The organism is Polaromonas vacuolata, assembly GCF_012584515.1.
Lineage (GTDB): Bacteria > Pseudomonadota > Gammaproteobacteria > Burkholderiales > Burkholderiaceae_C > Polaromonas > Polaromonas vacuolata.
On the sequence record NZ_CP051461.1, the window covers coordinates 1,727,488 to 1,751,400 of the forward strand.

Genomic DNA, 23,913 nt, shown 5'->3' on the forward strand with positions numbered 1-23,913 from the left:
ACTAGGTTCAACTCCCTGATTCGTTACGCCGCAGCACAAGGCCATCGAACTTTTGTCCTGAGTTGGCGCAACCCGGATCAATCCATGGCGGATAAAACTTGGGACGATTACATAGAGCATACGGTGATTAAAGCCATTGCCGTGGTGCAAGACTTGACTGGCGCGAAGACACTGAACACGCTGGGTTTTTGTGTCGGTGGCACGTTATTGGCGACGGCTTTGTCGGTTCTCGCTGCTAGAGGCGAAAAGCCTGCTGCTAGCATGACCTTGCTGACCTCCTTTTTAGACTTTAGCGACACCGGTATTCTTGACATCTTTATTGATGAAGAAACCGTCACCAAGCGCGAGCAAGAAATGGGCAAAGGTGGCTTGCTCAAAGGCCAAGAATTAGCCTCAACCTTTAGTTTTTTACGTCCCAACGATTTAGTTTGGAATTACGTAGTCGGCAACTACCTCAAAGGTGAGACACCACCGCCTTTTGATTTGCTCTACTGGAACAGCGACTCGACCAACTTACCCGGCCCTTTTTATGCTTGGTATTTGCGCAACACTTATTTTGAAAACCGTCTGATCCAGCCAGACCAAGCCCAAGTTTGCGGTCAAGGCATTGATTTGCGCCGGCTCGATATGCCGGTCTACCTCTACGGTTCGCGTGAAGACCACATCGTGCCGATTGGCGGCGCTTATGCATCAACCCATTACCTGCCGGGCCCTAAACGCTTTGTGATGGGCGCATCCGGTCACATCGCCGGTGTGATCAATCCACCGGCTAAAAATAAGCGTAGTTTTTGGACGCACGATGGTTTGCTCGATCAGCCTTTTCCTGCTACCCAGCCCGAGTGGTTGCAAGGCGCAACCGAGCGGCCTGGCAGCTGGTGGACTGATTGGTCAGACTGGCTCAAAACACATGCCGGTAAACAGATAGCCGCACCTTCCAATTACGGTAGTGCTAAGTATCCGGCGATTGAACCAGCACCTGGGCGATATGTTTTAGCCAAGGCTTGAGGGTTAATTTTTTAGTTTGGTAACCACAGAAAGAGATTGCATTATGGAAGACATCGTTATCGTTGCAGCTGGCCGTACAGCAGTCGGAAAATTTGGCGGCGCGCTCGCAAAAACACCTGCTACTGAACTAGGCGCTGCTGTTGTCAAGGCTGTACTAGAGCGCTCAGGTCTGCCGGTAGACCTGATTGGCGAGATCATCATGGGTCAGGTATTGACCGCCGGTGTGGGCCAGAATCCAGCGCGTCAGACGGTGCTGAAAGCCGGCTTTCCCCATGGCATTCCGGGTTTGACGATTAACGCGGTTTGCGGCTCTGGCTTAAAGGCCGTGATGCTGGCCGCGCAAGCCGTTGCCACTGGTGACAGTGAAGTGGTGATCGCCGGTGGTCAAGAGAGCATGAGCTTGTCACCTCACGTGCTTAACGGTTCACGCGACGGCCAGCGCATGGGTGACTGGAAGATGGTCGATTCCATGATTGTCGACGGTTTATTGGATGTCTATAACCAGTACCACATGGGCATTACCGCTGAGAACGTGGCGAAAAAGTATGGCATCAGTCGCGAGGCCCAGGACGCGCTGGCGTTAGCTAGTCAGACCAAAGCTGCTGCGGCGCAAGATGCTGGTAAGTTCAAAGACGAGATCGTGCCTTTCTCTATTGCCCAGAAAAAAGGCGATCCGATTATTTTCTCTAACGACGAATTCATTAACCGTAAATCGACTGCCGAAATTCTCGCCGGTCTACGTCCTGCGTTTGACAAAGCTGGTGGTGTGACTGCTGGCAATGCTTCAGGCCTGAATGACGGCGCTGCCGCGGTGATGGTGATGACGGCTAAAAAAGCTGCCGCACTGGGTTTGACACCACTGGCGCGGATTGCGAGCTACGCAACTTCTGGCCTAGATCCTGCATACATGGGTATGGGCCCAGTTCCTGCTTCGACCAAAGCCTTAGCCCGTGCGGGTTGGAAGGCTCAAGATTTGGACTTGTTAGAAATTAACGAAGCCTTTGCAGCCCAAGCGTGTGCGGTGAATCAGGAAATGGGCTGGGACACCAGCAAAGTTAACGTCAACGGCGGCGCGATTGCGATTGGTCACCCGATAGGCGCGTCTGGTTGCCGAATTTTAGTTACCTTACTGCATGAGATGGTGCGCCGCGATGCTAAAAAAGGGATTGCTAGCTTGTGCATTGGTGGCGGAATGGGCGTTGCGCTTACTTTAGAGCGTTAAATTGCAGTTAATATTTAATCGCTGATTTAAAACAAAACATATTAAAAAATAACTTGGTTTATTGCTAAGTAGCTATTAATTTAATACTACTCAGTGGTCGATTTTCATAGTTTTCAAGCGCGTAAAAACGATTTTTTTATAATTAACGGAGATAAGAAAATGATTGGAAAAGTAGCTTATGTGACCGGCGGTATGGGCGGCATTGGAACGGCCATTTGTCAGCGATTGTCAAAAGACGGTTTCACTGTAGTGGCTGGTTGTGGCCCAACACGCAACTTCGCTAAATGGATTGATGAGCAAAAAGAGTTGGGCTACAGTTTTCACGCTTCGGCTGGAAACGTGGGTGAGTGGGATTCGACGGTGGCTGCGTTTGACAAGGTCAAGGCCGAGATCGGCCCAGTCAGCGTGTTGGTCAATAACGCCGGCATCACCCGCGACGGTCAGTTCCGCAAGATGAGCAAGGCCGATTGGGATGCCGTGATCTCGACCAATTTAGACAGTATGTTTAATGTGACCAAACAAGTCATTGAAGACATGGTTCAAGCCGGTTTTGGCCGAATTATCAACATCTCATCTGTGAACGGTCAAAAAGGCCAATTTGGTCAAGTGAACTACTCAACTGCCAAGGCTGGTCTGCATGGCTTTACTATGGCTTTGGCACAAGAAGTTGCGTCCAAAGGTGTGACTGTCAACACCGTCAGTCCTGGTTATATTGGGACTGACATGGTCAAGGCGATTCGTCCCGATGTATTAGAGAAAATTGTCTCTGGTGTGCCGGCTAAGCGGCTTGGTCAACCAGAAGAAATCGCTTCCATTATTTCTTGGATTGCGTCGTCTGAAGGCGGTTACGCAACCGGCGCAGATTTCTCGCTCAATGGTGGCCTGCACATGGGTTGAGCTTGATTAAAGATTGACTAGTCATTTAGTTGTCATCGATTTTCAAAACCCCGCTTTGGCGGGGTTTTTTTATGGGCGACGATTAGGTTTTCTAAGCATGCTTATCATTAGCCTGGATTTATCCCCATCTTTAATCGGCAAACTTCTCTGATAACGCATGAAACGCTGGCTACTACTTACCTCTATCGCCTTAACCGCCGCCATCATGGCCGGTTGTGCCACGCTTGATGAACAGCAGCGCAGTTGGATTTTTCAACCAAGTGCTAAAAGCTGGGGCGGCAGCTCACAACTGGCGAGCAGTATGACGGACACGTGGATTGAGTTTGACTCCACTATTACTGATGAGTCGGTCAAACTGCATGGGCTTTGGTGGCCAGCAGATAAAGAGGCTGCTTTTTTACCGACCCTGCAAACTGCTTTACCAAACAATTCTTTGCCGCCCTTGCTGCTTTATCTGCATGGTGCGCGCTGGAATGTTGAAGGCTCTGCCGCCCGAATTGCCCGCATGCAGAGTTTGGGCTTTTCAGTGCTGGCCATTGATTACCGGGGTTTTGGCAAAAGTTCAGCCGGCCTTCCATCTGAAAAAATCGCTCTGGAAGACGCTCGCGCTGCTTGGGATTGGTTGGCCAAACAGTACCCGGGACGACCACGCTACATTTTTGGTCATTCGCTAGGCGGCGCCATTGCAATAGAGCTGGCTGCCAGTGTTGATGATGAAGCCGGCACCATCGTCGAAGGAACATTCACGTCTATTGCGGATGTGCTTGGCACGACAAAGTGGGGTTGGTTGCCGCTAAAGCTGCTTATTACCCAGCCTTTTGACTCTATCGACAAAGTTGCCAATATTGGCTCACCGTTATTGGTGGTTCATGGCTCGAATGACCAACTCATCTTGCCGTCTTTAGGTCGCAAGTTGTACGATGCAGCGGCTCAGCCAAAGGCTTTTGTTTTGGTAGAAGGCGGCTCTCACCACAACACCAACGCACTGGGTATGAACCAGTACCGACAAGCATTGACCAGTCTTTTTGGCGGCGCTACGTCAAGCGCTTATCCAGAGGTTGCGGCAGGACCGGTGGCGACTCAATAAAAATAGCCGACTTTCGGCTCAAACCTTTAAACCCAGCCAAACCAACCCAGCAAGGCGCCTGCGCCTAGCAGCCACAGTAGATGAATTCGCGTCTGCCAGAGCACCAAGCTTGTTGTGACAGTGAGCAGCCACAATGGCCAGTCTTGAAAAGTAGTTTTGGCTGCACTGCTGTTGCTGCTAGCGAGTATCCAGCCGGTGGCAATTAGCAGAGCCACTACCAGCGGTGCCATGCCTTGTTTAAAAGCACGTACCGCCAATTTTTCACGATTGCTGTAACACCATTGGGCGGCTACATAAGTCAACACAGTGCTGGGTAGCAAGCTGCCCAGCAGGCTTAAGCTCAAACCCAAATAAGGCGCAACTATGCTGCCGGTGTTGAGTCCTACATTCCAACCTAAAAGCGCGACAAACAATACGTTGGGACCCGGCGCGGCTTGAGCGATGGCGATGGATGCATTGAACTGTGCATCGCTAAGCCAATGCTGTTCAGTGACTAAAAATCGGTGCATTTCAGGTGCTGTCGCAATCGCCCCGCCTATCGATAGCAACGAGAGCGACAGGAAATGAAAAAACAGCGACAGCCATTGCGTGAGGCCAAATAAAAGCTCGGGTGTGTTGATCATGGCCTTGGTTTTCTGGCCAACTTGGCATACGCCAGTAAAACCGCTAGCGGCCCTAAAACTAACAACACATACACCAACGGCCAGCGCAAAAGCGCAATGCTGACAAAGCAAACTACGGCTAAGGTTGCGGCCAAGCCAATGCCGAGAATGTTTGTTTTCAACGCTGGTAATAGCTTTATTCCGGTTGCAGCGATCAGCCCCGCTGCCACTGCGCCCATGCCTTTGAGCGCGCCGATTACACCCGCATGACTTGAGAATTTTGCGTAAATTAAGGCTAACAAAAGCACAATGAACAGTGGCGCTGCTAACAGGCCGGTCATTGCTGCCAAAGCGCCCTTTAGACCAAAGTAACGGCTGCCTATGATGAGAGATAAATTGATCACGTTTGGGCCGGGCATGATTTGCGCCACGGTCCAATCCTCTATGAACTCATCGCGCGTGAGCCAGCGTTTTTTCTCGACCAATTCACGCTGCACTACACCGACTACGCCGCCAAACCCTTGTAACGCCAGCAGCGTAAAAGATATAAATAAGTCCGTCGGTGATTCGGGTGGCGGATAAGCTTTGTCTGTTGGAGCGGTCATTTTTTGAGATTATCGCTTTGATCGCTGCGTCGTTGCAGAGCCATATTGCCTTTGGCTGCGCAGGTCTTCGCATGTAGGCAAAATGAAATCTATTAGTGACTGATTTCGCTTCTCAATTATTAAAGGACAAAAACTTTGCGCACTAAACTCAAAATCGATTTTGTCTCTGACGTTTCCTGCCCTTGGTGCGTGATTGGTCTTAGAGCACTTGATCAGGCATTGGCGAATGTATCTGATGATATTGAGGTTGAGCTGTACTTCCAGCCCTTTGAGCTCAATCCAAAAATGGCGCCTGAAGGTCAAGAAATTACTGAGCACATTACTCAAAAATATGGCATCACACCGGCGCAAGCACATGACAACCGAGAAAATATACGCCTGCGTGGCGAAGCCCTAGGCTTTAAGTTTAGTCGTGCAGAAGAGCCGGGCGGTGGTCGCGGCCGCATCTACAATACCTTCGATGCACATCGACTTCTGCACTGGGCGCAGACACAAGGGCAAAGCCAGCAACGCGCACTCAAGGAAGCCTTGTTCACGGCTTATTTCACTGAGGGGAAAAATCCTGGCTCACATGAATTGCTAGTACGACTTGCCGGACTTGCAGGACTTGACGTAGTCGAGGCCGATGCTATTTTGGCTTCTGACCGTTATGCGCAAGAGGTGCGTGAGCAAGAGAATTTTTACCTAGAGCAGGGCGTGCATGCCGTGCCAGCTGTCATCATTAATGACAAGCATTTGATCTCGGGAGGCCAACCGGTTGAGACCTTTGAGCAGGCGCTGCGCCAGATTGCCGCGGCTACTTAATGAGCCGTGCTTGCAGCTTGACTTGATCTCAAGGGTTTTTAATTGACCTTGGCGGTGATTTTTATTCGCCGCAGTTAATATCTTGATTTGTTACTACTCACAAGCCAGCATCTTCTGGCGTGTAGTGGCAATCAAAATTTTTACACCAAGGAAAATTAATATGTTGACTCGCCCCCAAGCTTCTCGTCTTTCCCTTGCCGCTTTAAGTCTTGCTGCCGTCGCTGCCCTCAGCGCCTGCGGCGTGATGAGTCCTACCGACTCCAATATGGTGGCGCTCAACACCCAGTTGCGCGGTGCTAATGAAATACCTGCTATTACCGGTTCAGGCTACGGCACTGTCGACGCTGCTTTTAACAAAACCACCAACGTACTGAGCTGGAAAGTGAATTACTCCGCACTGACCGGCCCCGCAAAAGCAGGTCACTTTCACGGTCCTGCCGCGAACGGTGCGAATGCTGGCGTAGCACTGGGTTGGACCAATCCTATCAGCAGCCCAATGGAAGGCAGTGCGACCTTGACAGCCGCTCAAGCGGCTGATCTGTTGGCGGGCCGTTGGTATGCCAACATTCATACCGCTGCTAATCCGGGCGGCGAGATTCGTGGCCAAATGATGGTTGTGTCTAAATAAGCTGAGTCTCCTATTTCGCTGATGTCTAAGTCGCTATGTTTAGGCATCTGCATTGAAATTTATGTAGCACTCAAATGACTGATTCATCAGACGGTCTTTGGGTGTGTTTCCCATAACGCCATGGCGGCCATGTTCAATGGGTTGGTTGACCGCACCAGCCGTATCGCTACATCAACACGCCACTTTTCTGTGCCTGCCATTTGCAAGCGGCCTAGCGCCAGTTCTTCTTGAACCAAACTTTGTGGCAGCCAAGCAATACCGCGACCTTCAAGTGCTAATGTTTTTAGCAACACGGCATGGTGAGCTGTAAACACCCGTTTAAACCTTGCGGCGCTCAGCGCTATACCCAACTGCGCCTGCACAATCTGCCCAAGTCCCGATTCCAAGCTGTAAGCCAGTATTGAAACTTGCTCTGACTCAAGCTGATGAAGCAGATGACCTTGGCTGTTAGTTGCGCTGACTGGCACTAGTTTGTCATCGCCCAAGTGAAGAAATTCAAACTCCGGCCCACGTAGCTTTGAAGGCAGAGCAGGGTGATCGTGATAGAGCAAAAACTGCACGCCTTGCTGCAAAAATAAATCTTCGCAAGCCCGGTAACTGTCCGAGACCATAAAGATGGCACCGAGTTTTAATTTTTGCTCTATGCCTTGCAGCCAACGCGGGAAAAAATTCAGTGACAAAGCATGCGTAGCTGCAAATTGCAAACGGCTATTGGATTGCGATTGCGCTTCATGGGCTTGGGTTCGCGCCAGCACTAGGCTAGCCAGCACAGTTTTAGCGCTGAGCAAAAACACTTCGCCAGCTGGCGTTGTCGTCGCTGGATGACGGCTACGGTCAACCAGTTCTACACCCACCCATTCTTCGAGCGCCCGAATATGTCGGCTCAATGCGGGTTGCGCAATTGAGCGCGCCTGCGCAGCACGTGAGAAGTTGCCGCTGTCGACCAAGGCTAAAAAATCCTCTAACCATTCGAGCTCTAGCGGTCGGTTTATCGGGCCCATCTTTCTCCTTGCAAATACATGTATGTGATTCGGGTATTGGACTGTGTGCGACCCAACGCCGATGATGGCGCATGTTAACTTGCTCACTTACCCTATTTGTCCTATGAAAATTATTGACATCATTGAATCGACTCGGCCGATTAAGTCCGACATCCGTAACGCCTACATAGATTTCTCTAAGATGACGCTCAGCCTTGTAGCGGTTGTCACTGATGTGATCCGGGACGGTAAACCCGTCGTTGGTTACGGCTTTAACTCCAACGGCCGTTATGGCCAAGGTCAGTTAATTCGTGAACGCTTTCGTCCACGTTTGCTGGCAGCTACTCCCGATTCTCTGGTCGACGCGAGTGGCGAGAACCTCGATCCGCACAAGATTTGGGATTGCATGATGACTAACGAAAAACCGGGCGGTCATGGCGAGCGCTCGGTTGCCGTTGGCACCATAGACATGGCGGTGTGGGATGCGGTGGCCAAAATAGCCGACCAGCCACTGCACGATTTGCTGGCCTGCCGTTACGGCAACGGCGTGGCCAATCCTAAAGTGTTTGTCTATGCCGCTGGTGGTTACTATCATCCTGGCAAAGGCCTACAAGGCTTATTGGGCGAGATGCAAAGCTATCTTGACCGCGGTTATTCGGTTGTCAAAATGAAAATTGGTGGCGCTAGTTTGGCTGAGGATCAGGCACGCATTGAAGCGGTGCTCAAAATGTTAAAGCCCGGCCAGCAATTAGCGGTGGACGCCAACGGCCGTTTTGATCTGGCCACCGCTGTGGCTTATGGCAAAGCGATGGCACAGTATCCACTGTTTTGGTATGAGGAAGCCGGAGACCCGCTTGACTACGAACTGCAAGCTCGGCTTAGCGAAAGCTATAGCGGCCCTATGGCCACGGGCGAGAATTTGTTTTCCATGCAAGACGCGCGCAATTTAATTCGCTACGGCGGCATGAATCCTGAGCGCGATTATTTGCAGTTTGATTGCGCGCTGAGTTACGGTTTGGTCGAGTATTTGCGCACGCTAGAAATGCTCAAAGCCCACGGCTGGTCACCGACGCGCTGCGTGCCCCACGGCGGCCATCAGATGTCGCTGGCGATAGCAGCGGGCCTGGGTTTGGGTGGCAACGAGTCTTATCCTGACTTATTCCAGCCCTACGGCGGTTTCCCCGACGGTGTGCGCGTCGAAAATGGTTATGTCTCGCTACCGTCTCTGCCCGGCATAGGCTTTGAAGGCAAAGCTGATTTGTTTGCCGAGATGAAGGCTTTGAGCGAGTGAGCCTGTAAAAAGTAGTCGATTACTTTTATAGCGACTGCGCATCGTCTCAGAAAACAAGAAAAAACATTGGCTAGTTATCTGATGCTTTTTGCACGCTAAGGTCTGCAAAAAGCTCTGGTGAGTAGTCGAATTTGTTCAGCCCTTATCTGCGCTTAGATGCGTTCAACTACTTTTCCATGGGCTCAATAGGACACGGAAAAAGTCTGCTCTTTGAATTTGAGTAAGGCCGAATTTTGCCGTATTTGTTCCAGTCTTAAACCCGGTGCAGGTTGGCTGCCTTCCCGGAAAATCTCATCATTAATGATGAGCATTCGCAGAACCGGATTGTCTGAATAAGTTGAGCCGTTAATCATTAGATTTGGAAACGCGATTTTTAAATCCATGGGCAGTTGAACCGTCGTGGCTTTGGTTAAGCCGCTGGGCGCAGCCTGAACCGGCTCAATTGGCTTTGCTGCGTCAATGACAGCGGGCGCCAAAACACCTTTTTCGCTCGGTTGCTTGGGTGCTGCTTGCAGCGCTGCTGGCTGGCTTGCTCTACCCGTAGCCGCGCTACTAGTCGTTTGGCTTGACGTTGCAGTCTGTGTGTTTTCCGCTGCGTCGGCTCTAGGGGCAGTCGCTGCAATACTGGCTTTTGTGTCGTTGTTTGTTGCGGTGTTGACAGGGGCAGTACTGATTGGCCTGGCGAGAACGACTGGTGCTTGCAACCAGCGCCAGAGCAGCGCGCAAAGCACAAGCAGTGCAACGCCGGCAAGCGACCAAACGATTTTGTTCGTCGCGCCTTTGGCTGATGGGGCTGCTACAACAGGAGTGTGCAGGCCCGGTAAGTTACCACGGGCGCGTTCGATTTCAGCTTTTTTGAGCGCTTCAAGAATGTATGACATTTACGGCTGTGGTTTGTTGTGGCTTAGCTGTGGCTCTTTTAGGCCTGTCGCGCGGTTTAGTTGCATCAGTGTTAATGCACCGACCTGACCATCGGACTTCAGACCTTGTAGTACTTGGAATGTTTGTATGGCTTCACGCAGTCGAGGCGTTTGCTGCGTTAAGTTTGCGGTCAAGCCTATCTCTGCGAGTGAGTCAATGCCCGCAACTTGGCTCAGTTGTGCGATTAGCCAAGCGTTGTTTAGTCTGGCGCCAACCTTGTTTTCACCAGACGCACTGGGCGCGCGGCGCAGGGTTGAGTAGTCTCCTCGCCACGACTTAGCCAGCACTGCCAGTGGCAGTTTGTAGCTAGCGCCGCTCAGCACTAACGTAGCGTTTTGGGCATCAAGCCCGGTTAGCAAGGCGTAGTTGCTGCGTCGGTCTGGGCCAATCAGCGTGAGTATGCCGGGCCGGTCCAGCTGGCGTATCAAAGTCAGACTGGTTTGTTCATTGCTAAAGCAGTGTGTTTGCTGGCGCGAAGCCGACTCGCAAGGCTGAGCCGCGTCTAGCTCTAAATCCCAAGCCAAACCCAAGGCCTGCCAAGCTTGGTTCTCGCTTAGTTGATTGGCTTGCATTAGATTTTTAAAATCTGCTTCTGACAGCAACTTGTCGTTGCCGCTGTTTGCGATATTTGACTTTAACGCTGAAGCCTCAATGGACGATATTTGAGCCGTCTCCGGTGAGGGCTGCGTCTGCTCGGATTGAGTTCTTGTCGTCGATATTGACCATGCCCAAAGTCCAGCGCCTAGCAACGCAGCGCTGAGTAAAACCCCCGGTAGTCGAGTTTGTAGCGATGTACTTATGGAATTTTTGTCTGAATTTTGATAAGTGTTTGATTTAACGGTTGGGCCAAAAACTTCTGCTGCTGCGCGCACGACTGTGCGTTTGTCCACCACCGCCAAGCCTTGCGCATAAGCGCCTAGCAATGCGCGGCCACAGAGTAGGTTAATGCGCCGCGGTACGCCGCGTGATAAATGATGTATGCGGCGCAGGACTTTGGCATTAAAGGGTGAGGTAGTTTTTGCATTTGACTGACTGGCTACTGCCAGCCTATGGGCAATGTATTGGCTAGTTTCTGATTCACTTAAAGCGGCTAGATGAAAGCGTGCAATCACGCGTTGGGCTAATTGCTCAAGTTCAGGTCGCGCCAATATATGCCGCAACTCGCTTTGGCCAATCAAGACTATTTGCAGTAACTTGCGCTCGTTGGTTTCTAAGTTGGTTAAAAGGCGTAGCTGCTCCAGTACGTCGACTGACAGGTTTTGCGCTTCGTCAATGATGAGCACATTGTTTTTACCTTCTGCATGGGCATTGAGTAAAAAAGTGTTCAGACTGTCTGTGTAGTTTTTGGAACTGCTAGAGCCATCGAGGGTTGGAATGTGAAACTCATCACAAATAGACGCTAGTAACTCAGGCACTGTGAGCTTTGGGTTAAAAATGTAAGCGACGTTGCAGTTATCTGGTATTTGTTCTAAAAAGCAGCGGCAGACCGTGGTCTTACCTGTTCCAACCTCACCGCTAAGTAATACAAAACCGCCGCCACCGTCCAAACCATAGAGCAGATGAGCCAGCGCTTCGCGATGACGCTCGCTCATGAAAAGGTAGTGGGGATCGGGCGCGATGGAAAAAGGGTCTTGGCTCAAGCCGAAGAATTGGGCATACATAGGCGTCTAGGATACGGGCAAACTAGCTGAGCTTATGCTTTGCTTGCTGACAGGATTTTGAAATGTCCCGCTTAAAAGGCGTGCATTGTATAAAACCGTACACTAGAGCGTTAGGCAGAAACCCATGAACGCACCTCTAGACGTATCCTTTTTCAATCGTGCCGCCAAGCCGATCTCCAGTTACCGCAAATACTGGGCCGCCCGCTTCGGCACCGCCAAATTTTTACCCACCACCCGCGCCGAAATGGATGCGTTGGGTTGGGATAGCTGCGACATCATCATAGTCACCGGCGATGCCTACGTGGACCACCCTAGCTTTGGCATGGCTGTGATTGGCCGTATGCTGGAAGTGCAGGGTTTTAGGGTCGGCATCATCGCCCAACCAGATTGGCAAAGTGCAGACCCTTTCAAGGTTCTGGGTAAACCTAATTTGTTTTATGGCGTCACCGCTGGCAATATGGATTCCATGATCAACCGCTATACGGCTGATCACAAAATTCGTCACGACGATGCCTACACACCCGGCGACTTGGGCGGTAAACGGCCAGACCGCGCGGCCTTGGTGTATTCGCAGCGCTGCCGCGAAGCCTATAAAGAAGTACCAATTATTTTAGGTGGCATCGAAGGCTCGCTGCGCCGCATTGCGCATTACGACTACTGGTCTGACAAAGTCAGGCGCTCAGTGGTGGTCGACTCCAAGTGCGATTTACTGCTGTATGGCAATGCCGAGCGTGCGATTGTTGAAATCGCGCACCGTCTTGCCGCTCGTGAGCCAATCGCCAACATGACGGATATACGCGGCACAGCCTTCATACGTCGCAGTGGTGACGAGACTGCCAACGGTTGGTTTGAGATTGACTCGACCAGCGTTGACGAAGTCGGCCGCGTCGAGGCCCATGTGAATCCGTATTTAATGATTTCCGACGTTGCCAAAGAGCAGGGCGTTACTTGCGCCCGCGAAGACGAGGCAGAAGCGACGGCCACTGCGGCTGAGCAAGCCAGTGGCGCAATTAACATTGTTGTGCAGAAAATGCCCGCCAAGGCAGCGCTTGCCGCCGTCGATTTAGGCAAGAACATCAAGCCTTTGACTTTTGTGCCAAACCCTAGTTTGCCGTCTATGCAAGGCCGCATCAAAGTACCGCCGCGCGACCGTTCTGTGATTCGTTTGCCGTCTTATGAACAGGTCAAAAGCGACCCTGTGCTGTATGCCCACGCCAACCGTGTGCTGCACCTTGAGACCAATCCTGGCAACGCACGTGCACTGGTTCAAGCCCACGGCACTGGCGTGACAGCACGTGATGTGTGGATCACCCCACCACCGATTCCACTGACCACAGCCGAGATGGATTACGTGTTTGACCTGCCTTATGCCAGATCACCACATCCAAGCTACGCAGACGAAAACGGTAGCCACGACCACAGCACCAAAATTCCGGCTTGGGAGATGATTCGCTTTAGCGTGAACATCATGCGCGGCTGTTTTGGTGGTTGTACTTTCTGCTCTATTACCGAGCATGAAGGCCGCATTATTCAAAGCCGTTCAGAAGACTCGGTGATTCGTGAGATTGAAGCCATACGCGATACCGTCAAAGGTTTTACCGGTGCCATTTCTGATCTAGGTGGACCAACTGCCAATATGTACCGCATAGGTTGTAAGTCGCCAGAGATAGAAGCGGCTTGCCGCAAACCGTCTTGTGTTTATCCGGGTATTTGCTCTAATCTCAACACCGACCACAATCCGCTGATCAAGATGTACCGACGGGCGCGTGCGCTCAAAGGTGTGAAAAAGATATTGATCAGTTCTGGTCTGCGCTATGACTTAGCGGTGCAAAGCCCTGAGTACGTCAAAGAACTGGTGACCCATCATGTGGGCGGTTATCTCAAAATTGCACCAGAGCATACCGAGCAAGGCCCGCTGACAAAGATGATGAAGCCGGGTATTGGCAGCTACGACAAGTTCAAACAGCTGTTTGAAAAGTTCAGCTTAGAAGCCGGTAAGAAACAATATTTGATTCCATACTTCATCGCCGCCCATCCAGGCACTAGCGATGATGACATGATGAATTTGGCGATTTGGCTAAAGAAAAATGGTTTTCGTGCCGATCAAGTCCAGACCTTTTACCCTAGCCCAATGGCTTCTGCCACGGCCATGTATCACAGCAACAAAAACCCGCTGCGCAAAGTCACGCGCGACAGCGAAACGGTTGATATTGTGCGCGGTGAACGTCGTCGCCGGTTGCATAAAGCATTTTTGCGTTATCACGATTCCAAGAATTGGCCGTTGCTGCGCGAAGCCCTAAAAGCTATGGGCCGAGCTGATTTGATTGGCAATGGAAAACACCATTTAATACCCACGTTTCAGCCCATCGCTGACGGTGGTTATCAAAGTGCAAGACGCAAGAACTCGACTACAACTGCCTCAAGCCCAGTGACTAAAGGCCGTTTGTTGACCCAGCATACCGGTTTGCCGCCGCGTGATAACGGATCAGCTAAGCCGGCTAAACCGGTTGCAGCATCTGGCAAGCCTGCATCAAACCAAGTGCGAAAAAGTGTCAAACCGGTGCTTGGACAGCGTTAAATTTTGAATTAAGTGGGTCGGGTAAAACGAGTGGTTTTGTAGTCAAAACGCGTTTATTTCGAACTTTAAACGGGCTGCACAATCATTTTGTTCAGCTCGTTTTGCTGTGAGGTGTATTAAAAATTTTTCATATAAGACGCTGTGGCTTACAACGTGTGATTCGCGTCACGCGGGGCCATCAATATTAGCTAAGAAATCCGCTAAGTTATTGGCTGAATCTCCAAAGTGCTCATCGAACAGATCTAATTCTGGGTGGGTAAAGTAGTCTTGCAACTTATTCTCAAGCCTTACTCTGTGAGAGATTCTGTGCACGTCTGCTCGCTCTTTTTGCGAGATAAGCAGGTAACCGCGCTCGGCATCGATCAAGGTATCAATTTTTTTTGCTGGTAGCAAAGAAAGAGCCCTGCCTATATTGGGCAAAATATGTTCTGTTGAGCGCTCGATAACTGGGATTATTCTTTTGGCTTCTTTCACTTGCGCAGGAAAAACGATGATCAGCATATCTTTGATCAGACTGTCTCTGATGTGCCTATATTCTTGAAAGATTGATTTTCTAAATGATTCAGAAATAGAAAATTTATTTGTCCCGAGTGAAGAATGCTTTTGAACAAAGCGTAACGCAGCTTTTTCTATGTCTTCAAACCTGTTTGTTGCATCCTGTGATTTGACTGATTTTGCAAACGATTCCAGCATTGGGTGCAGATCATAAATAGCATTTTCACGGAGTAATTTTTTGTAGTCGATTATTTTTTTAAGCTCTTCGACGGAACTGATAATTTGCGGTATTTCTTTTGGTAATTCAGTATTCCATCTGACTACTCTAGCGGCCTTAATTTCTTTTTTCAAATTTTGATGCACTATCACCGTATATGCATTTTTATAAACTAACGCTTTTCTGTCTTTAAATTGGTCGTAGGTAGGTTTAATTTTTAAACTTGATGTTGATACGGATATCGTTTTAAAAATTGAAACAGAACTATCGATTACTTTTGCAGACTCGTCGATAAGAGATAAAACTTGATATTTCGTCACCACATTTTTTCTCATATCTTTCATCCTGTCTTGATGGTTTAGTGAGACGCGGATTCAAGTCTGAAGTGCAACTTTGAAATTAACCGTACGGGTGGGTGAGATGTGAGAGCATCCAAGCTTCCCGACTACCAAGTCAAAGTTGCCCAGAATGATTTACACACACCTCACCCGTGACGAACGTTACCAGATTGCAATCCTCGTCAAAGCAAACTTCAATCAAAGTGAAATTGCAAAAATGATGGACCGTGATAAATCGAGCATCAGCCGTGAGTTGCGTCGTAACCGCGGTCTACGAGGCTATCGCCCTAAGCAGGCAAATGACAAAGCCCAAGAACGTAGACTTGCCTGCGCCAATAGTCCTAGAGTTGCTGACTCGACATGGGCTGTAGTGGAGGAAAAGTTGGCTGAGGCTTGGAGCCCCGAGCAAATCAGCGGCCACCTCGAAGCTAGCCACCAACCCGGTGTTAGCTATGAGAGCATTTACCAGTACATCTACGCTGACAAACGCGCGGGCGGCACCTTGCATAAAACACTGCGTTGCCAGAAGACGCGAAAAAAACGCAGCAGTGGCCGTGAACGGCGCGGCACCATCTCTCACCAGGTCTCAATAGAACTGCGACCCGACATCGTGCTTGAGCGTGCGCGCTTTGGCGACTGGGAGGCTGATCTGGTGATTGGTGCCGGGCAGAAGCAAGCACTAGTGACGATTAATGAGCGTGTCTCTCGCTATTCAATAATTTTCCACGTGCCATTCAAAACAGCGCAAGCCGTAGGGGACGCGTTAATCACTTTACTCAAACCGTTCGCTCATTGCGTGCACACTCTCACGACTGATAACGGCAAGGAATTTGCCCAGCATGAACGAATAGCTTCTGCGCTGAGTGCAGATTTCTTTTTCGCCCATCCATACGCCTCGTGGGAGCGTGGGGCGAACGAGAATATGAACGGTTTGATTCGCCAGTTTTTCCCAAAGGGGATGCGCTTTAATTGCATCACCGACGATGACATTGCTTTAGCGATGCACAGGCTCAATCATCGTCCTAGAAAATGTTTAGGGTATCGAACGCCGCATCAGGTTTTTATGGAACAGTTAGAGTCCTATCAGCATACGGTTGCACTTCAAGCTTGAATCCGCCAGATTATTTTTTCTAGTACTGGCCCTAGTTTTTTGAGTTGCTCTTGCGCTATTTTTTGACCGTTTACATGGCTAAGCGCCCGAAGTTGCGTTGCTGATACAGACTCAACCTTATAGTCGGCTTGTGCTAACTCCTGCCGCTTTAATTGGCTTAAGTAAGATAATTTAAGCCGCAATTGTTGCAGCGGGTTGATTTTTTCACTGCTTTGTATGAATAAGCTCAAGCTGTGCTTACACATCATTTCCTTAATGAAGCTCATACTAATATTTTGCTGATTAATTTTTACCGGCAAGCCTTCAAGAAAAGTCTCGGTCTTTTCAAAGTATTTGGCATTAAGCAGTAGGTTTTGTATTTTTTTTTCTAATATGGAAAACTTTTTTTCAGCACTTGGAGGATTTGTACTTTGTAAAAATTCTTTCAAGCTGGCTAAACATTTATCGTCGTTTATAAGGCTTCTACCCAGAAGAACTTTTGCTGAACTTAGCACCAGAGCTGGACGCTGCTTCAGGCTCGTTAATGCTTCGTTGATGACTTGAAGATTAAAACGTAGTTCATCAGATAAATCCTTATTACCCAGCATTTTTTGTGCACCGAGTAAGGCATTGCTGCTTTACTTTTGTTCCAGTGGCATTGTGCCAATGCGTGCACGAAGAATCTCATCGAAATTGATTTCGCCATATTTCATCAATGGTGCGGCTGCTGTTTGTGCACGATCTATGGCTTCAATGAGATCGTCTTTGTTGTCTGTTTCCAGAGTTTGAAGATTTTCGATCAAGCTATGCACATGCTCGCTGCTGCGTTGCAAACTTTGTCTAGAGATGGCGATAGCTCTGGCTGGAGTGGGGTAGATGCTTAGCGCAGTACGCAGCGCTAACAATTTAATTCCGTGATTTGCGTTGCTGACTAATTGAGAGACTGGATCGTAACAATTAGTTTGAATGGTTGAGCAGCAGCGGGCACTTAAATTTGTGTGCGCTTGTTGAACTTCTCTGGAGTTGAGTGTGCCAGTTGCTGTAGTGGTTCTGAAGACGGTATCTAGTTGTACGTATTTATTAACGTCAGCGCTATAGCGTGAATTCATGACCTGCCAAAATAAAATATTGTGCTTTTTATTCGTAACTTTGGCCTCGCTGATGTTCCGCTTTACTGCCTTCAGTTGTGTGCAGAAGTAACGGGCTCGGCACTCGATTTTTGATTTTTAAATCCGTATCGGATGAGCGTCGATATTTATCTTTTCGATGGCGTTATCGTGCCATTACTACTTTGGCAAAGTTTGCAGCGGTATGTCGTGCTCAATCGCTAATGCGTTGAGCATCTCGCAGGTTTTTTGCAGTAACCACTTAGCAATCGCTTGGTGCGTAGAGGCTTCAAACATAGTGTTGACGTGGGGCCTCTCCAAACCTGCAACCTTGCACAGTCTAGCGGCGAAATGCGGCTCTAACGCTGCAAGCGCAACCCGTCCGTCTTTGCAGGCATAGAGCTTGTAACCTGCATGGCCACCGCCCACAGGCGCGCCGGTCGCGCTCAAACCCCAGGCCCGTGGCAGTGCTAAATAGCTTGCGGCGTCAGCAAGTGCCACCTCCATAAAGACGGCTTTACCTCCCCGCTGCATCAGCGCGAGCAGCATGGCTTCGCTGGCCATGAGTGAGCCTGCCATGTCTGCATACAAGGTGGCTGGTAAGTTAAGACCGGTGAGTAAATCGGTTTGCGCAAGGTAAGTCAGGTCATGACCTGGCTCTTCTGCGCCAGCGCCAGGCGCGCCCACGATTGCGACCTGGCTTAGCTGAGGATGGGTTTTGTGTAGCGATTTCCAGTCCAGACCGAGCTTGCGCAAGGCCGACGGTCTAAAGGATGTGAGCAGCAAGTCGGCCTTGCTCAGTTCGCGGTGCAATCGTTGCTGGCCCTTGTCACTTTTTAAATCGGCAGTGAGTACGCGCACGCCAAGATGAAGTTGTGTGTAAGCCTGCGGGTTGTAGCTGCTCATTGGGTCACCACTGATGCCGGGTGTTGCGCCAGTTGGTGTAGGTGGTTCAATTTTGATACAGCTGGCGCCCATGGCTTGGCAGCGCATTAGCGCGGCTGGTCCGGGTAGGTTGAGCGCAAGGCTCACTATACGCATGCCTTTTAGGAACTTTATTTGTCTCTTTGAGGTCACGGGCAAAGAGGAGGGGGTCTGGCTAGGTTTGGATGGCATGTATTGGATCATGCCGGGTTTTTTCACTGAGCTAGTGCTTTACTACTTTCTAGTAATTATATTTTGCGCGGTAATAATTTTTAATTAGCGCTACTCACGGTGAAGAAAAATGTGGCCCCACAGTCAGGTTTTGACTCAGCCCAGATTCTTCCACCGTGTCGGCTAATCACACGCGCAGCAGATGCAAGACCCACACCAAAGCCTGCATAACCTTGGGCTGAAGGCAGACGCTCAAAATCAGTGAACAACTCCCGAGCATGCAGCATGTCAAAACCAACGCCGTTATCTTTGACAAAGAACGCTTGTTGCTTGTCACAAAAGCCGATTTCGATATGGCTGCTCTCCTGTTTTTCGCTGAATTTCCAGGCATTTTCAATCAGGTTTTGCATTACCGATTGCAGTAGCCGGCTGTCGCCTCGAACAATTAAATTGTCTTTTACTTTTAATCTGACTTGTCGTTGGGGACTTTGTCTTTGCAGGCTTTCTAGTATGGCGTTGCTGATTTGGCTAAGGTCAGTCGTTTCAGTATGTAGTTGTGTTGGTGTGTGCATGGCCAAGGACAGCATGCCATCGATCAAGCCACTCATCTGTGTCACGCCAGAATGTATACGCGCAAGACACTGCTGAACTTTGTTGTTTTGCTCACCTGTTATCTCTTTAGCTAACAGCCGACTAAAGCCGTCTATTACGTTTAGGGGAGAGCGTAAATCGTGGGATACGGAGTGCGAAAATGTTTTAAGTGCTACGTTCGATAGATTCAACTCACGCATTTGTGACAACAAATTAAAGTTATTTAACGCGCCGGCGGCGAGTTGTGCTAATTCAATTGCGAAATACTCATCTTTGGTGTTAAATTCGCCATCCAACTTTTCTGAAAGTTGTAGCAAGCCAATATTGACGCCGTCTTTATCTAGGACTGGCACACCCAACCAGCCGAGTTCGCAATGACTGCTCTTGTCATCTGCCGGCACGTCAACGTAAGTATCATTTCTGCCCAAACGTATTGGCCTTCCATACTGAGCAACACTCATCTCCAAGTCATGATGAGTCTTTAGGCTTGAGCTTGATGACGATTTATCAGAATTTTCAGGCGAATCAGTAGCAATAGCGTTGAAATGGCGTATGCCATCGAAATCTAAAGTCAAACTCAGCTGAGACATTTGCGCGCCAATGATGCTAAGGGCTTGATTGACAACTTCTTGCATCATGCTGGTCAAGGTTTTTTGACCAATGATGGAGACTGCAGCTTCGGAGGTGATGAGTAAATGATGCAGCTGCGTTTGATCTTCTTTTTTCGCCGTGGCGCGCAAACTGCTGCTCACATCGGTTTGTAACTGCCAACCGGTTTGCGCTTGTTTGAGCGCATCAATGTCAGTTAGCGTGCCATACCAAGAAACGATGTTGCCTTGCGTATCGTGATTCGGTACTGCACGTGCGAGTTGCCAGCGGTAAACGCCTGGTTTGCAGAAAAGTCTATATTCCTCAGAGAAAATTACACCGGCTAAATATCTTTTACTTTGAAAAGCAAGTATTTTTGCCTGTCATCCGGATGCACCAGATCAGCCAGCCCATGCTTTAGAGCCAGAACCACCGGTTGGCCTGTGATGTTCGTCCATTGCTCGTTGATGAAATTAATGCTGCCATTCGCGTTAGCCACATACACGATGTGCGGCATGGCTTGCGCTAACTGTTCGAAATCAAGATGGGACGGATAGGTTAGTTTCAGCGGCCACATTTTCAAGGTGACACTGCTGCGCCGAAAATGTTTGAACATACAAGCCTTTGACGGGATTTCCGAGGCCTTCACTTTGTTTCTAGGCCTTTTCCATCCTTGATTATTTGTAACAAAACTGCAACGAATATTTGTAATTTGTAGTTACATTCTGCACAAATATTTGTCAAATATCTATTCAACGAAAGTACTCAAACACCTAAATATTGCTGCAATATTTCAGGCTTTGCGTTGATTTCTTGCGAGCTGCCTTGAAAAACGATCTCGCCCCTGATCAGTATCAGGTTGTGGTCAGTAATGCGGCTGACATGTTTCCAGTTCTTATCCACGATGATGCTGCTAATGCCACTTTGCTTGACTAGCTCGCAAATGCGCCAGATGTCGTGCGCAATCAGAGGCGCCAGCCCTTCAGTGGCTTCGTCTAGGATTAATACATCGGGATTCGTCATCAGCGCCCGGCCTATGGTGAGCATTTGCTGTTCACCGCCGCTGAGTTGCTGGCCACCATGCTTTAGCCTTTGTGCGAGACGCGGAAAAGTTTCAAGCACGCGCTCATAAGTCCAGTCGCGTTGCCCTTGCGTGCCAGCACGGGCCGCCATTTTGAGGTTTTCCATCACATTCAGATTGCCAAATATCCCGCGACCTTCGGGGACATAGGCTAGCCCGCGTCGGGCAATTTCAAACGGCGCAGCACCGGTCATATCGCGTCCCGCAATCGCCACCGAGCCATGCCTTGGTTTAACCAAACCCATAATGCTTTTAAGCAAGGTGCTTTTGCCCATGCCATTGCGACCCATCAACCCTATGGTCTGGCCACGAGTTACCGAAAAATCGATGCCATGCAAGATATGACTGGCGCCGTAGTAGCTGTGCAGGCCGCGCACGTCTATCAAAAAATCTTCGCTGGTAGATAGACTCATCAGGAATCCTCTCCCAAATAGGCTGCTTGCACGCGTGCATCGGCGCGAATTTCTGTTGGCGTGCCGCTGGCAATTACCTGACCGTTGACCATGACGGTGAGTTTGTCTGCTAGGGCAAACACAGCGTCCATATCGTGCTCGACTAACAGCATGGCGTGGTCTCTTTTTATCTTTAGCAGTAATGCCACCATAGTTTGCGCTTCCGCCGCGCCCATGCCCGCGAGCGGCTCATCGAGTAATAGCACCTGCGGCTCGGTGGCTAAGGTCATGGCGATTTCTAATTGGCGTTGCTCACCGTGGCTCATGGTGCTGGCAATGCTTGAGCGGCGGTATGCCAGTCCTGTCATTTCAAGTGCTTGTTCGGCGCGTTCGTTGATAGCGGAAAAATCTTGGGCGCGGCTAAGCCGTGAGTCGTGTTGTTGGCGTGATTGGGCCGCCAGTCGGATATTTTCCCAAACACTGAAAGACAAAAATATATTTGTTTTTTGATAGCTGCGGCCTAGGCCTTTAGCCGATATTTTCTCGGGTTTCCAGCCCGTCACATCACGCCCGCCAAGCATTACCGTGCCAGAGGTGGGCGGGGTATCGCCCGAGAGCAAATTGGTCAGTGTCGATTTACCCGCACCGTTAGGGCCAATCACCGCGTGAATTTGGTTGCGTACTAAGTCAATCGAGACATCCTCAACCGCCGCCAACCCACCAAAGCGTTTAGTCAGATTTTTTGCGCTAAGCAACACATCACTCATGGCTGGCTTTCATTGCTTAGCTTCTTTTTACTTGAGAATTTCTCTACCAAGCCGAGAATGCCGCGCGGCGCAAACAGCACCAACAAGACAATAAAAAGCCCCATCCACAGCTGCCAATGCTTGCCTAAATTGACGCTACCGATTTGCGGTAAATCTTTAAATACATGGAGCAAATATTCAAATGCGAACGCGCCCACTATTGCACCTGCAAAATTACCCATACCGCCCAAAATCACCATCATGATGGCGTGTGCGCTCATCTGAAAACCCATAAGTTCTGGGTTCATATAGCCGCTTTGCGCCGCCCACAAATAGCCTGCCAAGCCGGCTAATGCGCCGGCCAGTGTGAAGGCGCGCAGCTTATAACTCAAGCTGGCAAAGCCCATGGCGCGCATGCGGTGCTCGTTCACGCGAATGCCGGCCATGGCACGACCAAACGGACTCCAGAGCAAGCGGCGCAAAAATGCGTAGACGCCCAGCATGGCAGCGAGGGTAAAGAAATACATGCTGCGTTTGTTGTCGAGATCAAACGGCACCCAATTAAATACAGCGGCGCTGGGTTTGAAGTTGATATAAAGCCCGTCCGAGCCGCCTAACAACTTGTTATCAAAAAACAGATAAAACACCATTTGCGAAAACGCCAAGGTCACCATAATGAAATAAATTCCGTGCGTTCTGACGACGAAAAAACCAATGATGAATGCCGCTAAGCCAGAGGCTATGACTGCTGTTGGCAGCGTCCACCAAAGGCTAATCACTTCGCTTTGAGGTGTCATAAAAGCCAGTGCATAACCGGCTAGACCAAAGTAAGCGGAATGACCTAACGAGACCATGCCGCTCACGCCTTGGAGCAAGTCCAAGCTCATCGCAAAAATCGCCATGATCATCATGCGTGTCAGCATGTCGGTGTAGTAGCTGCTGCTGACAAAGGGAAAGGCCAGCAAGGCCAATAGCGCTAGCGTGAGCGCTATTTGGATGCCGCGCGGCAGTATTTCGAGGTTGGCTTTCATTGCTTAAACAATCCTTCGGGTTTGAACAGCAGCACAGCAGCCATTAGCATGTAGACCAACATGCCAGACACACTGGGCAGCAAAACCTTGCCAAAGGTATCGACCAAACCAACCATCAAGGCGGCAATCATTGCGCCGCGTACCGAACCTATGCCGCCAATGACAACCACGACAAAACACATGATTAGCACTTGTGAGCCCATGTTCGGGTAGACGCTGGCAACCGGTGCGGCAAGCATGCCGGCGACTGCTGCAAGACCTACGCCGAGTGCAAAAACTAGTGAGTGGATCAGTTTGATATTGACGCCCAGCGATTCAGCCATATCGCGATTAAATGCACCCGCGCGAATTTTCATGCCTAACCGAGTTTTAGAAATCAATAGATAAAGCCCGCAAGCTAGCGCAATACAAACTACCGACATGAAGATTCGATAAATCGGATAAGACAGCGTATCGGTTAGTGGAATCGAGCCTTTAAGCAGCGCAGGGATCACCACCCCGTGCACATCATCGCCCCAAATGATGGAGCGCATTTCTTCAAAGATATAAATCAGCCCAAAGGTAAGCAATACCTGATCGAGGTGATCGCGTTGATAAAAATGCCTAAACAGTAGCCACTCCAACGCCAAGCCAAATGCAATGGAAAGGGCTGCACCAACCACAATAGCCAGCGCCAAGCTGTCAAATTGCACGCTTAACGACCATGCCAGATAAGCGCCCAACATGTAAAAACTACCATGCGCTAAATTGACTACGCCCATGATGCCGAAGATCAAGGTAAGACCTGCGGCGAGCATAAATAACAACAATCCGTATTGGACGCTGTTGAGAAGTTGAATCAGGAAATTGGCCAAGTCCATAA

The 23,913-nt window shown here is 49.8% G+C and carries 23 protein-coding genes and 1 pseudogene; 9 read left to right on the plus strand and 15 right to left on the minus strand.

What is annotated here, in order from left to right; genetic code table 11:
- Window positions 1-3: 3 nt before the first annotated feature.
- From HC248_RS07900 to HC248_RS07915, 4 genes and pseudogenes are all read left to right on the plus strand, one after another.
- A pseudogene (locus HC248_RS07900) lies at window positions 4-1,005 on the plus strand (alpha/beta fold hydrolase); the annotation flags it as partial.
- Between the two features lie 43 nt (window positions 1,006-1,048).
- The gene (locus HC248_RS07905) at window positions 1,049-2,227 is read left to right on the plus strand and encodes an acetyl-CoA C-acetyltransferase (RefSeq protein ID WP_168922018.1); all 1,179 of its coding nucleotides are present in this window, start codon (window positions 1,049-1,051) and stop codon (window positions 2,225-2,227) included.
- Window positions 2,228-2,386: 159 nt separating this feature from the next.
- Window positions 2,387-3,124, plus strand: coding sequence for an acetoacetyl-CoA reductase (phbB, locus tag HC248_RS07910; RefSeq protein WP_168922019.1), 738 nt, complete (start codon window positions 2,387-2,389; stop codon window positions 3,122-3,124).
- A gap of 157 nt (window positions 3,125-3,281) precedes the next feature.
- Entirely contained in the window at window positions 3,282-4,211 is a 930-nt protein-coding gene (locus tag HC248_RS07915; protein WP_168922020.1) for an alpha/beta hydrolase, read from the plus strand.
- 26 nt (window positions 4,212-4,237) lie between these two features.
- Here HC248_RS07915 and HC248_RS07920 read toward each other — a convergent pair whose 3' ends face one another.
- Both HC248_RS07920 and HC248_RS07925 read right to left on the minus strand, forming a co-directional pair.
- Window positions 4,238-4,834, minus strand: coding sequence for a chromate transporter (locus HC248_RS07920; RefSeq protein ID WP_168922021.1), 597 nt, complete (start codon window positions 4,832-4,834; stop codon window positions 4,238-4,240).
- Window positions 4,831-5,418, minus strand: a complete 588-nt coding sequence (locus HC248_RS07925; protein ID WP_168922022.1) for a chromate transporter — start codon at window positions 5,416-5,418, stop codon at window positions 4,831-4,833. The genes HC248_RS07920 and HC248_RS07925 overlap by 4 nt, the downstream gene beginning before the upstream one ends.
- A 135-nt stretch (window positions 5,419-5,553) precedes the next feature.
- On the opposite strand from HC248_RS07925, the gene HC248_RS07930 reads away from it, so the two are divergent.
- Entirely contained in the window at window positions 5,554-6,222 is a 669-nt protein-coding gene (locus HC248_RS07930) for a DsbA family oxidoreductase (protein WP_168922023.1), read from the plus strand.
- A 160-nt stretch (window positions 6,223-6,382) separates the two neighbouring features.
- Window positions 6,383-6,850 (plus strand): CHRD domain-containing protein, encoded by a 468-nt coding sequence (locus HC248_RS07935; protein WP_168922024.1) that lies wholly within the window; start codon window positions 6,383-6,385, stop codon window positions 6,848-6,850.
- Window positions 6,851-6,936: 86 nt separating this feature from the next.
- Here HC248_RS07935 and HC248_RS07940 read toward each other — a convergent pair whose 3' ends face one another.
- Window positions 6,937-7,851, minus strand: a complete 915-nt coding sequence (locus HC248_RS07940) for a LysR family transcriptional regulator (RefSeq protein WP_168922025.1) — start codon at window positions 7,849-7,851, stop codon at window positions 6,937-6,939.
- Window positions 7,852-7,954: 103 nt separating this feature from the next.
- Between HC248_RS07940 and HC248_RS07945 the strand changes: the two genes are divergently transcribed.
- On the plus strand, window positions 7,955-9,121 hold the full coding sequence (locus HC248_RS07945) for a mandelate racemase/muconate lactonizing enzyme family protein (protein ID WP_168922026.1): 1,167 nt from the start codon (window positions 7,955-7,957) through the stop codon (window positions 9,119-9,121).
- 182 nt (window positions 9,122-9,303) lie between these two features.
- Here the strand turns inward: HC248_RS07945 and HC248_RS07950 are convergent, their stop codons facing one another.
- Together HC248_RS07950 and HC248_RS07955 are read right to left on the minus strand one after the other, a co-directional pair.
- A complete protein-coding gene (locus HC248_RS07950; RefSeq protein WP_168922027.1) occupies window positions 9,304-10,002 on the minus strand; it encodes a general secretion pathway protein GspB in 699 nt (232 codons plus the stop codon).
- On the minus strand, window positions 10,003-11,703 hold the full coding sequence (locus HC248_RS07955) for an ExeA family protein (protein ID WP_168922028.1): 1,701 nt from the start codon (window positions 11,701-11,703) through the stop codon (window positions 10,003-10,005).
- 124 nt (window positions 11,704-11,827) lie between these two features.
- On the opposite strand from HC248_RS07955, the gene HC248_RS07960 reads away from it, so the two are divergent.
- A complete protein-coding gene (locus tag HC248_RS07960) occupies window positions 11,828-14,281 on the plus strand; it encodes a YgiQ family radical SAM protein (protein ID WP_168922029.1) in 2,454 nt (817 codons plus the stop codon).
- A gap of 165 nt (window positions 14,282-14,446) precedes the next feature.
- On the opposite strand, the gene HC248_RS07965 is transcribed toward HC248_RS07960, so the two are convergent.
- On the minus strand, window positions 14,447-15,328 hold the full coding sequence (locus tag HC248_RS07965; protein ID WP_168922030.1) for a hypothetical protein: 882 nt from the start codon (window positions 15,326-15,328) through the stop codon (window positions 14,447-14,449).
- 133 nt (window positions 15,329-15,461) lie between these two features.
- Between HC248_RS07965 and HC248_RS07970 the strand changes: the two genes are divergently transcribed.
- Window positions 15,462-16,442 carry an IS30 family transposase gene (locus HC248_RS07970; protein ID WP_168920864.1) on the plus strand — a complete coding sequence of 327 codons (981 nt, stop codon included), beginning with the start codon at window positions 15,462-15,464 and terminating at the stop codon, window positions 16,440-16,442.
- Here the strand turns inward: HC248_RS07970 and HC248_RS07975 are convergent.
- From HC248_RS07975 to HC248_RS08015, 9 genes are all read right to left on the minus strand, one after another.
- Window positions 16,433-17,029, minus strand: coding sequence for a hypothetical protein (locus HC248_RS07975; RefSeq protein ID WP_168922031.1), 597 nt, complete (start codon window positions 17,027-17,029; stop codon window positions 16,433-16,435). The genes HC248_RS07970 and HC248_RS07975 overlap by 10 nt on opposite strands.
- Before the next feature lie 30 nt (window positions 17,030-17,059).
- Complete coding sequence (locus tag HC248_RS07980; protein ID WP_168922032.1) at window positions 17,060-17,530, minus strand: hypothetical protein; 471 nt, start codon at window positions 17,528-17,530, stop codon at window positions 17,060-17,062.
- 177 nt (window positions 17,531-17,707) lie between these two features.
- Window positions 17,708-18,568: a CoA transferase gene (locus tag HC248_RS07985; RefSeq protein ID WP_238342761.1), complete on the minus strand. Its 861-nt coding sequence runs from the start codon at window positions 18,566-18,568 to the stop codon at window positions 17,708-17,710.
- A gap of 155 nt (window positions 18,569-18,723) precedes the next feature.
- Window positions 18,724-19,965: a sensor histidine kinase gene (locus HC248_RS07990; RefSeq protein WP_168922033.1), complete on the minus strand. Its 1,242-nt coding sequence runs from the start codon at window positions 19,963-19,965 to the stop codon at window positions 18,724-18,726.
- A gap of 179 nt (window positions 19,966-20,144) precedes the next feature.
- On the minus strand, window positions 20,145-20,417 hold the full coding sequence (locus tag HC248_RS07995; RefSeq protein WP_168922034.1) for a PAS domain-containing protein: 273 nt from the start codon (window positions 20,415-20,417) through the stop codon (window positions 20,145-20,147).
- 149 nt (window positions 20,418-20,566) lie between these two features.
- Window positions 20,567-21,295, minus strand: coding sequence for an ABC transporter ATP-binding protein (locus tag HC248_RS08000; protein WP_168922035.1), 729 nt, complete (start codon window positions 21,293-21,295; stop codon window positions 20,567-20,569).
- Window positions 21,295-22,041: an ABC transporter ATP-binding protein gene (locus tag HC248_RS08005; RefSeq protein WP_168922036.1), complete on the minus strand. Its 747-nt coding sequence runs from the start codon at window positions 22,039-22,041 to the stop codon at window positions 21,295-21,297. The genes HC248_RS08000 and HC248_RS08005 overlap by 1 nt, the downstream gene beginning before the upstream one ends.
- Window positions 22,038-23,051 carry a branched-chain amino acid ABC transporter permease gene (locus HC248_RS08010; RefSeq protein ID WP_168922037.1) on the minus strand — a complete coding sequence of 338 codons (1,014 nt, stop codon included), beginning with the start codon at window positions 23,049-23,051 and terminating at the stop codon, window positions 22,038-22,040. Before HC248_RS08010 ends, HC248_RS08005 begins: the two co-directional genes overlap by 4 nt.
- A complete protein-coding gene (locus tag HC248_RS08015; protein ID WP_168922038.1) occupies window positions 23,048-23,911 on the minus strand; it encodes a branched-chain amino acid ABC transporter permease in 864 nt (287 codons plus the stop codon). The genes HC248_RS08010 and HC248_RS08015 overlap by 4 nt, the downstream gene beginning before the upstream one ends.
- Window positions 23,912-23,913: the final 2 nt, after the last annotated feature.